We start from the raw sequence: 16,808 nt of genomic DNA, 5'->3' as shown, positions 1-16,808 counted from the left end.
CCCCCTTCCACAGGAAACCAATAGAACAATCATTAAACAGACTGTGCATGGGCCCAAATACTTTTTCATAACAATGTCTCCTTTGTTTAAATGTTATTACGGAACTGTATAGATACACAGGAAGATTTCTCGTAGTTCAAAGAAACAGATTGAAACCTTCTTTATACAAAGATAGAGTTTTTGAAACTATTCATCTCAAAGCCTTTCTGTATTTACTGAACTAAGGCAATACTGCACAAATATGAAACTTTGATTCCCCTATAATTTGCAAGAAATAAAGGTCTGTCAAACCAACACTTTCGAGAAATTCAACACTTATATAAAAGTGATTTTACGATGATTTTCTGAGTTATGCGGTATTTCCCTAACAAAAACAAACTGTTTCGTCTTTACACAATCTTCCTTTCTATTTTTCGCAATAGGCTAAACCGACTTTTACAAAAGCTTATCGATATCCCTGATATTCTCTCTTAGATATGCCTTCCATTCTTCCCGCAGCTGATACAGGCTCTTTCCGAACTCTTCTTCAAAGCTCGTTTCATCTCCCGTCTTTATCCGCAGATAGAACATCTTCTCCAAGCCGTACCTCTTCATCAGGTAATAGACAAAGGCTTTGTTTTCAAAAAAGTTATAGTTGTTCGGCTCCAAAAATCCGGTAAAGCCTGCCTTGTTTCCTTCAAACAGATATACCTTCCCGTCCTTTGTTTCAGGATCGTTTTTTAAAATAAGTTCCGTGATATAAATAAACTTATCACGCTCATTGTCATCATCGAGGATTTGTCCTATCTTTTCATCCGTCAGTTCCCCGAAGTTTTTTTCCAAAACGGAAGCTATTCTTTTGTCCAACTCCGAATAAGTTTCTGATTCTATAATTTCCCTTAAATTTACTGCCGTCTTAAAATGGCTTTCCCATACTTCATCCGAATACCATCTTGCTAAACACAAATCGACACCTTCCACCAACCATTGAGGAGAAATCCATACATCTCCGTTTCTTGCTTGAGAAATCTCCTCAAAAACCTTGTGATTGTATTCTGACATTTGATGTACAAGGTCTGTCAATTCTATATAATCTTCTCTGCTATGGTAGGTACTCACAGTCTTTGTATTGTCAAAGAAGTAGACCGTCTTTTTCGGATTATCGAGTACCTCCCGATACTCTCGATAAAAGTTGGGAGCCTCCTTCTCAATCGTCCTCCGATTCTTCTCGATATTCTCCTCGAAGGTCAGCAGGATCTCTTCCAACTCTTCCACCTCGTCATAGGTCTCATCTTCCGTCAGTAGGGTTATGCTAAAACCCCCGATCTCCTTTCGGGTGTTGACGGTAAGCTTACCTAAGGTGTTGTATCCCACTTCGATATCCTCAAGCAGGGAGGGTCTCTGTTTCTGGTACTCGATATCGATCCCCTCTTCCTTCGCCCATCCTTCGATGTCCTGCATCTCGACCTGTCCATGGAGCAGGTCTTCCTTCTTCCCCTGATCGATCAGGTAGGCTGCCAAGTCCGCACTTGCAACCTTGAGGTTGTTCACCTCTTCTTTCTCGGTAAACGGTTCGAAGAACCTTGCTCCGAACAGAGAAAACTCCCTATCCTTATAGTAGGAGACGAAGTCCGTTTCGGTCTTTTCCTCTCCTCCAAACACCAGAAGACGGATCCCTTCGACGATCCAGTTGTTATAGAGGTCATAGGCCTGTACGATCAAATATTTCTCAAACTCCTCCCCCTCTATAAAATCCGGGGTAACTTCGATGACTTCCCTGTTCTTAAATTTGTTATAGAGCGGGTTTATTGTGATCTTAACCTTGGTTATCTTCTCGAATCGATCGAGATTTTCCAGTTTCTTTGTGAGTTTGTCCAAGACTTCTTCCCTGTTCTCCAGAAAGTTCGGCAGTTTGATCTCGATGTCCTCATTGGAGTAGACGGTAAAGTTCTCCCCCTCCCGCTTGGACAGATCAAGCCCCCTTCCACAGGAAACCAATAGAACAATCATTAAACAGACTGTGCATGGGCCCAAATACTTTTTCATATCGACTTCTCCTTATGTAATCCAAGAATTTTGATGTCATCCCCGCTTGCTCCATACGAGCATCCATGTCTGAAACAAAGAAAATGCCACACAAACAGGCTTTTCTTATTCATTATACGATTATGTTTTAATTGTATTTTATTATTTTATTTTCTGTATGTCAATATGTTTTATACCTGTTTTTTTGCAATTTAAGCTTTATTTTAATTCTTTTGTCGCAATTCTTTGCCAATTCCAATTATTGCGTGACCGAAGAGCGAACACTTCCATCTTCCAAAGACAAAAAATTATTCAAAAAAACTATGTACAGACAGTCTATTCTCGATTCAAACTATGGGTATCAACGCCTTCACTCTACAGGCAACAAAATATTTTTCTTGTAGATATGAGTCACTTATGTCAAACAACAGTCTTATGCCGACAGTTAAAAAATGTACCGGTACAAAGAAGACAAAGGAAATACCTCCCAACTTGAAAAACTGTCGTAAAATCACTGTATATGAATGATAAATTTCTTAGACTGTTATTCCTTTAGGTTATGGATATAACTGTTGTGTAACTGATAGAAGATAAAACGGATTTTCGTGATCGCAGAATAAATATATCCATATTTCTATTGAAGAATGGTATTAAAAGTATGGATTTGACAAAATTCCATTTTTGCAAATTCATAAGAAAGTCAAATTTTTGCATTTGTTCGGTATTTCCCAAAATATACAAAAGGGAGGGTCGCAAACAATATTCCTGTTAGTTTGCAACTCTCCCTTTTATTGAATTCTTATGGAAACTATTCATCATTCAAAAAATCATCCTAAAACGGCAGTTCCTCCTGCTCGAAACACGTCTGTTTCATCATTTTCAGTTTTTCGTTTAAAGAAGAATAACGCGGTTGCAAGTTGATATTGCGGATCATCTTATCCACGTAATAGGTCTCACCGACGAGGACGAGGGCCTTCTTCGCCCTTGTGATCGCCGTATAGAGGATGTTCCTGTTCTGAAGCATGGGCGGCAGAGAAAGGATGGGGATGATGACGACGTCGAACTCGCTCCCCTGACTCTTATGCACGGTGATCGCATAGGCGTGCTCGACGTTGTCCGCCTCGGCAAATTCATAGCGACATCTGCGGTTGTCGTCAAAGGTGATATAGAACTGTTTCAAGGTGGTGTCGACTGCATCGATATAGCCGATGTCCCCGTTGAACACTCCTTCTCCCTCTTCGTAGGTAAGGGTACTTCGATACTTCTTTTGGTAGTTGTTCTTGATTTGCATCACCTTGTCGCCCTCCCGAAACACAACGTCCATAGCGCGAAACTCCGGTTTGTCCTTCGATGCGGGGTTGAGGACCTGTTGGATCTGTCTGTTAAACTCATGGACCCCGACATCTCCCTTGCGTATCGGTGTCAATATCTGGATCTCATGAGGTTTGAGGTCATAGTACTCGGGCAGTCGCTGCGTGATCAGCTCCAGCACCAACTCTCGCACCTGATGTTTCTCCCGCCTCTTCATAAAGAAGAAGTCCCTGCTCCCCTTCTCCAGCACCAAGCTCTCGCCCTTGTTGACCCTGTGTGCATTGATGATAATCCCGCTCTCTTCCTTTTGGCGAAAGATCTCGGTCAAGGTGACGGTCGGTATCAGACCGCTGTCTATCATATCCCGAAGCACATTGCCCGCTCCTACCGAAGGAAGCTGATCGGCGTCTCCTATCATTACCAGTCTTGCTCCCGTAGGCAGGGCCCGAAGCAGGGCCTTCATCAAAAAGATGTCGACCATGGACATCTCGTCCACGATTACAACATCGGCTTCCAGAGGATTGCTCTCATCCCTGTTGTAGAAGTTGACCTCGTCATCGTCCGAAAATCCGACTTCCAAAAGACGGTGGATCGTCTTGGCCTCCTTGTCCGCAGATTCACTGAGACGCTTGGCTGCCCGTCCCGTCGGAGCACAGAGAAACACCTTCTTCTTCATATCCTCAAAACAACGCAGGATAAATTTGACGACGGTCGTCTTTCCCGTTCCGGGACCTCCCGTCAATATCATAACCTTGTGGCCGAGAGCAAGAGAAACCGCCTGTTTTTGCTTTTCCGCAAGAGAGATTCCCGTCTTATCTTCCATCGCCTGTATCAAGTCTTCCGACTGCATATCCTCTATCTCGTCTCCCGTTCCGAGAAGGTGGACCAACGCATTGGCGATCGCGTTCTCCGTTTCGTGATAGTGCTCGAGATAGAGCCTTCTCTCCTCCTCCGCGACCTGCATGACTACAAAACCCTGAACGCAGAGTTCGTAGATCGCCTCATCGATCTTCTCCTCCTCTGTCCGGAGCAGATCTCTTGCCAAGTAGATCAACTCGCCCTCGGGAAGGTAGGTGTGACCTCGTCCTCCCGCTTCCTGGAGCAGATAGACAATCCCCTGCATAAGACGGTTGATGTCGCCTGTTTCGATACCGATCTTCCTTGCGATTTCATCCGCCTTGCGAAAGCCGATCCCCTTGATATCACGACAGAGACAGTAAGGGTTTTCCTCGATGATTCCAATGGCATGTTCTCCATAAAAACGATGGATCTTCATCGCCATCGCCGAACTGATTCCATACTGTGAGAGCTTTAAGATGGCAAGGTTGAGATCTCTTTTGGCACGATAGCTCTCAAGCAGTCTCTCCAACTTTCGCCTGCCGATCCCCTCCACTTCGATCAGACGTTCAGGCTCGTTATCCATCACGTCCAGGGTATTTAGGCCGAATTTCTCAAAGATTCTCTCCGCCATCTTGCGTCCGACTCCTTCCAAAACGCCCGAACACAAAAATGCCATAATCGCTTCTTCGGAGGCGGGAGCCTTGTGCTCCGCAAACGTTACCTTAAACTGCACCCCGTAAGAAGGGTGGATTGTCCTTTCTCCCTTGACTTCGAGATGATCTCCGATCTCAAGAGAAACGAAGTTGCCCGTGATCGTCAGCGGTTCGTTTTCACGCACGGACATCACGGCGACAGTATAGCCGTTGCTCTCATTGCGAAAGATAATATCTTCAATTGTTCCTTCATAGATCTCATACTGTCCCTGCATCCGAAAAACCTCTCCTCCCTTCTTTCCTACAAAAGTTTGCTATACTGTTATAATCACAGATCCATACGAAAAATCCTTCGCACCGCCTCTTCGGTCGCCAAGTAGTCTCCGATATCGACCCTGTGTCTGCTGAAGGAGCCGTGATAGTCCGATCCTCCCGTAAAAAAGAGGTCCCTGCCTTCACAATGACTTTTTACCGCCTTCATCGCCTCTTCATCGTTCCATCTGTGATGAAGTTCCACCCCGTCCAAACCCAAGGGATGGAGTTTGTCGATCAAATCATAGTTCTTCTGCTGGCCGGGGTGTGCAAGCACGGCGAAACCTCCCGCCTCCTTGATCGCCTTGAGTGCCGACACCGTATCGATGTCCTCACAACGAAAGGCACAGACTCCCCCGCCCGAAAAATACTTCTTGTAAAACTCTCCGTAGATCTCATCCGCGTAGCCCTTCTCCACCAAGTAGGCGAGCAGGTTCTGCTTGTAGATGATCTTATATACCCTTCTTTTGAGCTCGTCGATGTCAATCTCGTAGCCCTCTTCCCGAAGAACCTCTATCTGTTTCAGGGCATTCTCGTGTCTCCTTTGCAGCATAGGGTCCGTAAGTGCACGAATCGGATCCTCATCTTGGATATCGTAACCCAGAAGATGGGCTTTCAGACCCGTATCCCTATCGTAGGTCGTCATCTCAATGCTTTTGACGGTCTTTATCCCGTAGTTCTCACAAAGGTTCTTTATCTTTTCAAATCCGTCCATATCATCATGGTTGGTGATGGCAAGGTGTGTCAATTTCTTCTGTGCACATCTTGTAACCACGACCTCTATACTGTCCGCACCGTCCGAAACGGTGGTGTGCATATGCAAATCCGCCTTTATCATCCCGTCTTCTCCATTCAAACTTTCGATCTTCCGTTCCTAAGCTCGGGAGTTGTTTCATACACTCGTCCGATCCAACCCTCATTATATAGAAACGACACCTGCATTCCCCCGACTTATTCAAGCAATCGTATCCAAACTGAAACTTTCCGATTCCTCTCAAACCTCAAAGAGTTTGACCCTCGCCCCTCTAGGTGGAGCCGATGATGAACGTTTCCTTCTTATTTTATCACGTTTTGATTTTTTTGTTAAGAAAGGCTGAAGAGAAGACCTCCCTCTTTTCTCCTTCCGGTAGCAGCGAAGAGGAAGATCTTCCTCGAACGATACAAGTTCAAAAACCCCTCCCATCTTCAATCCGATACTATTCGTCATTTCAATTTATGGATAACACGGATTTGTACTCCGTGAAAGAGGAAACAAATGTTTGCAGTTTCAAGACGAATATAACTACACTTCTATCGAAAAATAGTATGACAACGGGGGGGGCGATGACCTCAAACAACACAACACCCTCTTCCTCATAAATGGTGCAAACTATACAAATATCTTTGTTTCTGTACCATTTATCTTTTACAGTATTTTCTTAAAATTAAATTTTATGACCTCTAATTTGTATCATAATTGTAAAAAAATCTTCCTTATGCGGACATTTGTACTTCTAGCCTGTATAATAAAAGTAGAGTATACGGGGAACGGAAAAATAAAAACACGGCATAGAACGATGGATCTTTTTATTTCAAACCATTTAAAGGAGGCGGTATTATTTGAAAAACACAGTTTCAAAAATCACTGTTGTAAGCTCCGTATATGTATTACTCTTGCTTTTGGCAAAATTCTTTTATTCTTCACGTCCCGTATATCTTGTAAACAAACAGATGAACGGTGTCAATCTGATACCTTCACGGACCATAGCGGAATACATCACCTACTTCGACAGGTATAATCCCTCCATATTGATCAGCGGTGTCCTGTCTCTGCTTATCTTCATCCCGTTATCAGTCTATATCTTCTTTTTGCTTAGAGAGGTCTTGGATGGGAATGCCAAACTCATCTTTGCCTACTCTCTATCGGTTTCGTTTATGTATTCCTTTTTATCCAGATTACTTACTGTCGGTACGTTTGATGTGGACACCCTTATTTTAAGAGCTCTGCTTATGATGTGCACATTTTGGGCGTTGAATCGAATTTCTCCCAAACCTGCCTACAATGCAGTAACTTAACTCAAACGATCAGGAATGTAAAGGAGAGAAGCAATATGCGCAATTTTTACAAAAACCTTGTTATTTTCAGCTTCTTATCGAGTGTAGCTCTACTTTGTTTTATCTTCTATGCCAGTCACGCCGGAAGCCGGACATCTTTCAACGAACTTGCTTTCTCCGATTTTTCGCTCACGGATACCTCGTTCTATGCAAATGTTTCCTTTGTTTCAAGCGGCAAGAGTCTACGCTCCCTCTCCCACTGTGTGGAGGACGAATCCCTCTATATCACTGTTTTGGGCGGTCTTGCAAATAACAAATATCCCAAAGGACGTTTCGATATCGACATCCGAGATGATCTCAGTTCGGTAGGTGATGTCTATCTGATGCAAGAGGATGAATCCATCCTTATTTTCAGCAGGGAGCAGCCTTAGCCCATCCTTATGCGATTTGTTCATCCGGATCGTCATTGTTGTGTGATACTATTATTCCTTTGGATTATGGATATAAATGTTGTGTAACGGATAGAAGATAAAACGGATTTTCATAATCTCAGAATAAATATATCCATACTTCTATTGGAGAATAGTATTAAATCAATACTCGTATAGTAACTTTTTTGCAGGGCAATAGGTATGAAAATCTATAGCGACTCATTTTTGCAGATCATGTATTCTGTTTATCTGATATTTCAATATGTAATATCGTAGGAGTTCCCGTTTCGAGAGAATAAGAAGTTGGATTTCGAATTGCATCGGAGGTGGCAAAGATGGCAACAGCTAATGTCAAGGTAACCTTTATATGCCCCATCAAAAAAGTCTGGGCAACCATAACGGACCTGTCGGACTTTGAGTGGAGGAGCGATCTTCTCGATATCGAGATCGTCGATGAAGATACGTTTATCGAGCATGCAAAAGACGGTCTTAAGACCCGATTCAGGGTTGTAAAAAAGCAACCCCTCAAACTCTTGGAGCTTGAGGTCGAGAACGAAAAATTCAAAGGCTTGGTAACAGGAAGGTTCTTTAGGCACGGAAGCGATACCACCTTGGACTTTACCGAAACCGCAAGTGCCAAAAAAAACGACTTGAAACTTCTGGTCAATCCCTACTTGCTTGAACGCCAAAGACAGTACTTTATCGACCTGAAGAAAAAACTGGAATGTGAGGAAGCAAGCAAGATTCAAGTTTTTTGAAGTGATGAGAGCGGGTTTCGCAGTTGCAAACGCACAGCTAGAACAACCCTTCTCTCGGACAACGCTGTTATGCAGTATAGGATGACATGGAATATCCGGCCGGGTATTCCATCGTTTTTTGGATAGCAAAGTCATCTGTTTGAACTATTGATATCGATGCCTTGATCCCATTGGCAATGATACTGTTCTCCATTTAAAATGTCGGATATACAGAATATATCCCTATCGAAAAACAAGCTCGAAGATGGCAGTTCAAAGTACTTTGAATATAACGTTCATTGTGCCAAATATCGAAAAATAGGTTCAAGGATGACAGCTTCAAGCGTCAACCTGTCAATTCTAACACATAATAATATAAAAAATTTTTGTGCTTGTATATGCGGATATAACCACACCCCTATCAGAGAACGGTATATACAACCGTTCATGCATCTCTTGCATCGCAGGTTCTCGTTGGTATGACCCTGCTTAAACATATCCTACTTATAATAGGCACCGGAATTTCCGGTGCCTACCCCACTCAAGTATTGCCTACAAACAGAGCCTATCCTATCGAATTGATCTGCTGCGAAGGAGGTATAAGAAGACAGATCTTAAAGGCGAACCTCCGACCTCCCTATGAGTTCACTAAATACAACGATCTTTCAGGTCAATACGTTCAGCAATTACACCTACTATAGAATGTTGATTTTACGACGGTTTTTGAATCGTGTACGATCTCCCCCAAAACTCCTTCATCCGTTGTGATACACAAATTATACACAGCAGTCCAAAAAGACACCCTCCAAGGGTATAGATCCGTCAGTTCGACAAAACTATTCTGCCAACACTCCTACAACGGGAAGCCCTGCAAGCACATCCGCCCCGTGAGGTGATTTCGTGATCGCTTCAGTAGCATCAATTCCTGCCATAACACCATCTTTGTGCTCTCCGTTTGTCCACTCATCCGCATTTGTGACATCATAGACAACGCCTCCTACAGCAACATAAGCGGGGTTTCCGTCTTTTCCGTTAAACTCTGCCAATTCTTCCAAGGTGAAGGTTTGTTGTTCGGGCATTTGCGTACCTTCCGCCGGTGCTTCCGTTGCGGTTTCCGCAGGAGCCTCTGTTGCAGGCTCTGCCGGTGCCTCCGTTGCAGGTTCCGCCGGTGCATTTTCAGCTGTTTTCTGTCCTCCGCCGCAACCGCTCAACAATAAGGCTGCCGCCAACATGGAAGCCGACATTACTTTTACATATCTCTTCATACTTTAATTATCTCCTTTGATTTTGATATTTTCATATTAATTAAGATGAATTTCCATCCAATAAATTACCCTCTTTATCTTTTATCAAACCTTTACTTCCTGTCTTTTTGCATTTTTTATACATTTTTGCCTATCTTTTTCTCCAATCGTTCACAATAAATCCGAAATTGCAGAGTTCTCATATTCGACCTATAAACCGGCATGTGGCACAGCTCTGTTCTACAATGAAAAGTACTTTTTGCGGTCGCATTTCTCCTGTAGATATGATGATCCTCTCGGATAATACGATCTCGGACTTGATTTGAAACACCTTGCTTGATCGGTAGACCGAACAGTTCCGATCCATATCCCTTCTCCCTTATCCTAAAAATAGAATTCCTCGAAGTAGATCCTCTCGGAAGAGACTCCCTTTTTCTTCAAATAACGTTGGTAGGACAGGTTCATCTCCGCCGTTCCCGCAAGGATGTATACGAACTCTTGTCCAAGGGGAACTTCCTTCTGCAGTTGTTCCTCCGAGAACCTTCCCTTTTGAAGAAGAACTCTGAAATTCTTCCGCTTCTCCATCTCTTCGAGGATGTCTTTTCCGATAAACTCCCTGTCTTTTTGCACCGTGTAGAGAAAGAGGGTATCCCTGTCGACAAATTCCTGAACTAAGGAGAGCAGAGGCACAACTCCCGCTCCTCCGGTTATAAAGACGAGCCTGTCCTTATCCTCCAAGGTCGCAACGATATCATGAAGGATCCCGTAGCCCTGACTTATCACCGCTTGAGAGCCTTCTCTCAGTTCCGATACCTTGTGCGTAAAATCTCCGACTCCGTTGACGGTAAGCACCAAAGTTCCACTCCCGGGGAGGTTGCCGATGGAGAAGGGATGCGGTTCCCTCAGTTCCTTATATTCAGGAAAACTCACAAAGACGAAGTCTCCCGTACGATAACGCAGGGAAGAAGAACTTCCTTCCAGTACAAGCTGTGTTGCCTTCTCGTCAATCATCGAAACCTTCCTGACCCTTGCCCTCATCACCTTCTTCTTTCGAGAGATGACATAGAAGAGGTAGGATAAGAGAACAAAGCCTGTATACGAGTAGAACACAAGGGCAAACAAGCCGTTGTTCTTCTCTATTATATAGCCGATCGTCGTCACATGGACGCTCACGGCAAGAACCGCAAGCAGGTTCAGACGGTGGATCCAAACCGAGATCTCGTGTTTGAGATGCCTCTGAGCTCTTTGTCTAAATCTCTTTAGAGCTTGTACCCTCATTGCCGTTCTTCCTCCAAAGAAGAGGACCGAATAGATAAAGAGGATACCAAACAAATAGAAGGCAAAGCCTCCCGAGAGCTTTGTCACACCATCGGAAGAAAGGTTGAAGGCGTGAAAGGACATCGCCAACAAAGAAAAGGACCCGATTCCTCCATGGATAAAGTACATCTCCGGAAGACCTATCCTGCGTTCAATCCAAACGGGTTTGGTCGCCAGATAGACCCCCGCCAACATCCAAGTGTAGGCACAGATCCCACAGTAGAGTGCAAGACTCCAAACAGATAGCCTCAAAAAACTTCCTCCCAGTGCCGCTGCCGGGGGCAGGGGAACGATGAGCAGAATCACGGTCCAAAGAAGGTAGGTTCGTCGTTTCAATTGTTTTAGCATATAAAGATCTCCTTTTGTATAGTCTTCCTCATCTTTACCCCCTTCTGCCGATGTTAAACCCGTCTTATCGACTGATTATACCGCATAATTCAAAAAACTTCATAAAATCGTTTTTGCACGAAGGATGACATTCTTAGAAACATTGATATAACAAAACCTTGTGTTTTATAGAATCGAAGAAAAATCGGAAGTTTGCCTTTGTGCGGTGTTTCCACCATTACAAAAAAATAATTTGGATGACTGTGGTTTTGTAAAGCGTTCAAAGTATCAAATTTAGCAGATCATAGTATAAACCCACTTTATCCGCAAGATGACAGGGCGTAAACGTCCCCTCCAAACCTTGTCTTACAGACCACCATCGTTTTCAAATCCCTCTCCCATGACCTCCTTGACATCAGCTATGGTCACAAAGGCATGGGGATCAATTGAAGAAACGATCTCCTTGAGCTTTTGTACCTGTTTGGGAAGGATGACGACATAGAGGATGTTTTTGTTCTGCTTGGTATACATCCCGTGTGCATGAATCAAGGTATTACCCTTTCGTATACGGTCCATGATCTCTTCCGAAATCTCTTCGTACTTCGGTGAGATAATAAAGGCCGCCTTGGCAAACTTCATCCCTTCAATCATTGTTTCAATCACCTTGGAGGTGATGTAGATGGACAAGATGGCATACAGTCCGTTGGAGGCTCCAAAGACAAACATTCCTATCACGACGATGCTGACATCGGTCATAAGCATCAACTTGTTGATCGGAAAGGAGGGATTCTTGTAACGGATGATCATGGCGAGCATATCGGTTCCTCCCGTGGTAGCGGAATTACGCAAAACCATCCCTACGCCGATACCCAAGGCGACGCCCCCGAAGATACAGGCGATCATCCTGTCATCGGATACCTGAAACGGCGACTGCATAAGACGCAGGAGCCAGAGATTGAAGGTCAGACAGGCGACGGCAATCATTGAGTTTCGTCCGTAGTTTAGTCCTCTCTGGTAGATACTGACGGCAAAGAGGGGAATATTCATCACAAGGGTCGAAAACCACAGAGGGATTGAGATATCAAAAAACCTCCTCCCCAACTCTTCGATTACAATCGACAGACCTGCCAAACCTCCTGTTACAAGTCCGATCGGTGCAAAAAACCAAATAACCGCCGCCGCTATAAAGAAAGTCCCCGCATAAATTCCGGCTACGGTCATCGGCAAACTCTTTTTGTTCATTCCTATCTCTCCTTACTTTGTTATAATCTTCGGCACATATGCCGGAAAACACCCTTTCTAATTATATCAAACTTTTTCCACTTTGATATCCCGTCGTCAAAAAAACCTTTTGTCCCTCCCCCTTGAATAAGAAGGGGCAAGAAGGGTATCAATTCAGATAGTATCAGAGAGAAGTCCCGCCTCGTAAATCCTCAAAAACAATATGCGCTTATCCGATCAGCATCCATTCGGATAAGAGGGGGGAGGAGCTTTACTCTCCTCTCATCTCTGCAAGCATGAAACGGGACAAGCATAAAACTCATATTAAAAGGAGTGTAGACTTATGAATCTTACATTTTTGGAATACCCCAAGTGCAGCACCTGCAAAAAAGCAAAAAACTTTTTGGAAGACAACGGCCTCGCCTTTGACGACCGCCATATCGTCGAAAAGAATCCGACGGAAAAAGAGCTGAAAAAATGGATCAAGCTCAGCGGACAGCCGATAAAGAAGTTTTTTAACACCAGCGGCATCAAGTATCGCGAACTGGAACTGAAGGACAAACTGCCTACGATGACGGATGAGGAACAGATCAAGCTCCTCTCAACCGACGGAATGCTCGTCAAACGTCCCCTCGTGATCAGCAAGGACTTCGTCCTGATCGGTTTTAAGGAAGAACAGTGGAAGGAGGCTCTGCTCTAAGAAAGGGCTTGTTCTGCTATTCTTCGATGGAAGTATAGTTCTATCCGACTTGGATATCAAAACAATGTCCTTCAGCTCTGAAGAGGACAAATTTTTCGATATCCGCCGTTCAAACGGATAGTCGTACAAGAAACATTGGCCAAACAACATCTATTTTTTCCGAAAAGGTTTGAGCATGATGGGGTTCAACTTCATAATCGATCGATTTAAATAGGTGATAGTATTAAAATGCTATATAAAATAGTATCCTATTAAGAAATTAATATTTTTACTTTTATTGTTGATGCCCCAATTATTGTTTGATACCATGTAAATATATAAGTCTTTTTCTTGTTTTCCTGAAAGAAAGTGAGGGAACTATGAGAAATAAAGTAGTTGTTATCCTATTAATCCTTGTCGGCTCTCTGTTGATCTACCAGCTCCAATTCAGCGAGAGTGCAAGGATTCAAAAAAACCTAAGTGATTTCGGCAAAACAAAAAGTCTCTACAGTTCAGAGGTAGACCCCTCCGATTTAAACAATATCGAAAGAGGCGAATCCGGATATCAATTTACCGTATTGAAAAAAGACCAAGTTGCGGATTACAAATCAGCGGGGCTCGTTGAAATGAAAGGCACAGAAGACGCCTCAATCAATACATTCACCTTATTTAAAAAGGAAGATAGCTATGTAGTTTATATGAGAGGCATTTATATGTCCATCGATCAATGATCGATCTGTAGAACACAGCACCTATAAGGAAGATATCGCACCATTCGAAAAATCGGGATAAAACCGATGTTATATAAGGGATGAAACTCTTGAAAATATTGATATGACAAACCTTCGCATTTTATAAAACCGGAGGGAAATCAAAAACTTGACTTTGGATGGTGTTTTCTAAAACCTGCCGTAGCAGGATCACAGTAATACTATTTTTCGATAAAAGTATAGATATATCTGTTTTTCATACTATTCTCCAATAGAAGTATGGATATATCCGTTTTTTTCAACCTGCGAAAAATCTCTTTATCTTCTATGGGTCACAGATTGTTTATATCCACTATTCAAAAGAATAGTAGTATCAAAGGAAGAATAGTATAAGATGAAAAGAGGCACGCCTTTCGGCATGCCTCTTTGTATTTCATTCTATTATCTCCGTTCTTCTCCCCATTCCCGAAGAAGGACTCACCAAGGTGAACTCTTCAAAAGACAGTCTCCAAACACCTTATCCCGAGTCTATTCCTTGATCTTATAATACAGGTCGGCCCTCATATTGACGGTCTGATATTCATCATTCCTAATATCGTAGAACATATACACATCTTCTATATAGAGGCCGTAGTCCACCTTCTGCGTACTTCCTTTGATTACCAGAGCTTTACCTGTCTTTTTCTGAATTTCCTTGAGTGTGTCACGGAGCACATCCAGTTCCAAGACAGCCTCATCGATCTGTTTACTTCCGTCATAGAACTTAAGATAGATCTTCTCATCCCTAAAAGCGACCGTCTCCTCATCCTTTGTTTCGGCTCGGTCATAGACGGAGAGATCGACAAGAGCCGCCTTTTCATAGCCCTTGATGTCATAGATCAGGTTCTCTCTGTAGTAACTGTACTTTTCGATCTCATTCTCCTCATCGACATCCATGCTCGAAGAGAAGGTCTCCACAAAACCGAAGGTCTGCTTAAAGTCCGAACTCTCATAGCCTTCGGGAAGCAAGGGGACTTCACTATCTTCAAAGCCCCTGTCCAAGTGTCTGACGATACGACTGATCTCGATTCTGGTCTTCTCGTCAAGATCCTCTCTCGGAACGATCTTTCCGTCCCGGAGCATTGCGTTTTCGGTCAGGATCTTTTCAAACCTCCTATTCTGACTCCTTCTCTCCATATGGTAACCGCTAAAAGGACCCACGCTTACAATGAGTATAATCGCTGCAAGCATCAGGGGAATCGGAAGATTCTGTGAGTTCGGCTTCCACTTATAGTAGAGCATCGAAAGTACGACGAATACCCCTGTCATCAGAACCGTATAACGCATGGACGTTATCCCGTATTCTCCAATGCGAAGGCTCAGTGCCATAAACATGACCACCGTCATCGGAAGGATGACAAGAGGATAGCTCTTTCGAAATTTCAGGATAAACGGATTCTCTTTCTGTATCGGCGCCAGGAAGAAGAGGACAATGGCACTGATAAACCCGTACCACAGGGTAAGACTACCCACGACCCCCTTGGGCCATTCCCAAGTGAGGAGTATCTTTGCACAGTAGGCATAGAGAATCACCGTGTATACGATCAAAAGAGGGACTACGATGGCTGTAAGCAGGACCCGAAAGGCCTTAGCCATCCTATATTCTCCCCTAAGACTGTCCGTATACGGATAGGAGGAGAGGAAGATCCCCATAAAAAACGGAATAAAGGTGATATAGATACTGTATTCATACCAACGACTGTTGATATCGAGTTCAAAGAGTTTGTCCAAGGTGAACAAAATCGAGGACAGGCCGATGAAGAGTACTCCGGAGTAAATAAAGGCCTTGATGCCTGCGGTCAACACCGTGATCGTATAGCCGACGAAGTTCTCCTCATTTTTGATCTTACCGACCACAAAGGCGGTAAGGATCAGAATCATGTTAAGCCCCATCCAAAGTGTAAACTCTTTTTCTTTGATAAAGTCCTCCGTCCCCAAGCCCCAATAGAGGACAGTATACAAAAGGGGAATAAAAAGAGCCCCGATAATCTGGAAAACCAAAGTATACTTGCCTGTACCGAGCCGTTTCCTGACATTCTCGTCCCACAGTTGAAGATTGGCAAAGAGGAGCAGCCCCGTGAAGAGTACACTGGCGAGCCTCCTCAAAATAACCGTTGTGTCACGTATCGAGTCCTTGATCTCGACCATCGCCCCATACATATCGCTCTCGAGATTCGACGAGATGATCAGGAGCAACGCTATGGCACAGGCAAACATCATCGACACCGGAAATCTCCGAAAACTGTTGCTTATGTTTTTTATCGTCGACTTGACACTCTTAAATCCCTTCATAATCATCATCCTTCCATTGCTGTCACCCAAACGATGACAGATTGTTTTCGGTTCGGTAATACTGTTCTCCTTTTAAACTGCCCTATTGTAATTCATATCTACAATCGAATTAAGCACTTTAGGATAATACTGCATACCAGAAAGCAACACACCGCCAGGTTTTATATACAATAAAATTCTTGGAAGTTCCCGGAGTTTTTGATCGGACAAGTTCCCGTATTTTCACAACTCACAAGAAAATCACAGGTTCTGCATTGTACGCTACTTCCTTAATGTCGGTGTCCTGCTTATAGATACATTCTTTCAGTCGGAGAGTTCATACTTCCTTATGTTCTGCTATCCCTCTTGCAGATCATATCATTGCCTTACTTTTCTTCATTATATCCCAAATAGCTTTCAAAAAACATTTCAATTTTGTCATTAATTCTTTATTCCTTTTACATTCCTCTTTCTGAAGATATCCCCAGCCTTGATGTTTGCTCACACTCCTTGCACTCCAAGGTTTTTAGAGATCCACTCTCCCTTGTTCTTCAACCTCTTTCGTCCGCCTTCCCTGCCCTTGGAAAAGGTTACAGTTTTGTCAACTTTTGGTATATAATGGGATGTGGGGCCTATCCGCTCTTCCACCGCAAAAATTTTTTGAGTTTGTGCAGGGAT

12 protein-coding genes are annotated in these 16,808 nt (G+C 43.5%); 5 read left to right on the top strand and 7 right to left on the bottom strand.

Annotation, left to right across the window (positions count from 1 at the left end; all coding sequences use genetic code 11):
• Window positions 1-435 precede the first annotated feature (435 nt).
• The 3 genes from ACFO4R_RS01980 to ACFO4R_RS01970 all read right to left on the bottom strand — a co-directional run bounded on the left by ACFO4R_RS01980 (window position 436) and on the right by ACFO4R_RS01970 (window position 5,958).
• Window positions 436-2,025, bottom strand: a complete 1,590-nt coding sequence (locus tag ACFO4R_RS01980) for a hypothetical protein (protein ID WP_379787305.1) — start codon at window positions 2,023-2,025, stop codon at window positions 436-438.
• Between the two features lie 811 nt (window positions 2,026-2,836).
• On the bottom strand, window positions 2,837-5,083 hold the full coding sequence (gene recD2, locus ACFO4R_RS01975) for an SF1B family DNA helicase RecD2 (RefSeq protein WP_379787304.1): 2,247 nt from the start codon (window positions 5,081-5,083) through the stop codon (window positions 2,837-2,839).
• Window positions 5,084-5,136: 53 nt separating this feature from the next.
• Complete coding sequence (locus ACFO4R_RS01970; protein WP_379787303.1) at window positions 5,137-5,958, bottom strand: PHP domain-containing protein; 822 nt, start codon at window positions 5,956-5,958, stop codon at window positions 5,137-5,139.
• Window positions 5,959-6,719: 761 nt separating this feature from the next.
• Between ACFO4R_RS01970 and ACFO4R_RS01965 the strand changes: the two genes are divergently transcribed.
• The 3 genes from ACFO4R_RS01965 to ACFO4R_RS01955 all read left to right on the top strand — a co-directional run bounded on the left by ACFO4R_RS01965 (window position 6,720) and on the right by ACFO4R_RS01955 (window position 8,343).
• Window positions 6,720-7,175 carry a hypothetical protein gene (locus ACFO4R_RS01965; RefSeq protein ID WP_379787302.1) on the top strand — a complete coding sequence of 152 codons (456 nt, stop codon included), beginning with the start codon at window positions 6,720-6,722 and terminating at the stop codon, window positions 7,173-7,175.
• Window positions 7,176-7,210: 35 nt separating this feature from the next.
• Window positions 7,211-7,585: a hypothetical protein gene (locus tag ACFO4R_RS01960; RefSeq protein WP_379787301.1), complete on the top strand. Its 375-nt coding sequence runs from the start codon at window positions 7,211-7,213 to the stop codon at window positions 7,583-7,585.
• 335 nt (window positions 7,586-7,920) lie between these two features.
• Entirely contained in the window at window positions 7,921-8,343 is a 423-nt protein-coding gene (locus ACFO4R_RS01955; RefSeq protein ID WP_379787300.1) for an SRPBCC family protein, read from the top strand.
• Window positions 8,344-9,158: 815 nt separating this feature from the next.
• On the opposite strand, the gene ACFO4R_RS01950 is transcribed toward ACFO4R_RS01955, so the two are convergent.
• The 3 genes from ACFO4R_RS01950 to ACFO4R_RS01940 form a co-directional block, all read right to left on the bottom strand.
• Window positions 9,159-9,587 carry a cytochrome b5 domain-containing protein gene (locus tag ACFO4R_RS01950; RefSeq protein ID WP_379787299.1) on the bottom strand — a complete coding sequence of 143 codons (429 nt, stop codon included), beginning with the start codon at window positions 9,585-9,587 and terminating at the stop codon, window positions 9,159-9,161.
• A 363-nt stretch (window positions 9,588-9,950) separates the two neighbouring features.
• Entirely contained in the window at window positions 9,951-11,231 is a 1,281-nt protein-coding gene (locus tag ACFO4R_RS01945; RefSeq protein WP_379787298.1) for a hypothetical protein, read from the bottom strand.
• A 345-nt stretch (window positions 11,232-11,576) separates the two neighbouring features.
• Window positions 11,577-12,452, bottom strand: a complete 876-nt coding sequence (locus ACFO4R_RS01940; RefSeq protein ID WP_379787297.1) for a YitT family protein — start codon at window positions 12,450-12,452, stop codon at window positions 11,577-11,579.
• A 322-nt stretch (window positions 12,453-12,774) separates the two neighbouring features.
• Here ACFO4R_RS01940 and ACFO4R_RS01935 point away from each other — a divergent pair, with 322 nt between their 5' ends.
• Window positions 12,775-13,131, top strand: a complete 357-nt coding sequence (locus tag ACFO4R_RS01935; protein WP_379787296.1) for an arsenate reductase family protein — start codon at window positions 12,775-12,777, stop codon at window positions 13,129-13,131.
• A 359-nt stretch (window positions 13,132-13,490) separates the two neighbouring features.
• Complete coding sequence (locus tag ACFO4R_RS01930) at window positions 13,491-13,841, top strand: hypothetical protein (protein WP_379787295.1); 351 nt, start codon at window positions 13,491-13,493, stop codon at window positions 13,839-13,841.
• A gap of 507 nt (window positions 13,842-14,348) precedes the next feature.
• Here ACFO4R_RS01930 and ACFO4R_RS01925 read toward each other — a convergent pair.
• Entirely contained in the window at window positions 14,349-16,151 is a 1,803-nt protein-coding gene (locus ACFO4R_RS01925) for a DUF4153 domain-containing protein (protein WP_379787294.1), read from the bottom strand.
• Between the last annotated feature and the right edge of the window lie 657 nt (window positions 16,152-16,808).

Origin of the sequence: Filifactor villosus (assembly GCF_042652965.1) — a bacterium.
GTDB classification, from domain to species: Bacteria; Bacillota; Clostridia; order Peptostreptococcales; family Filifactoraceae; genus Filifactor; species Filifactor villosus.
The sequence above is the reverse complement of the archived record's forward strand: the minus strand, read 5'-3'. Positions and strand labels throughout refer to the sequence as shown.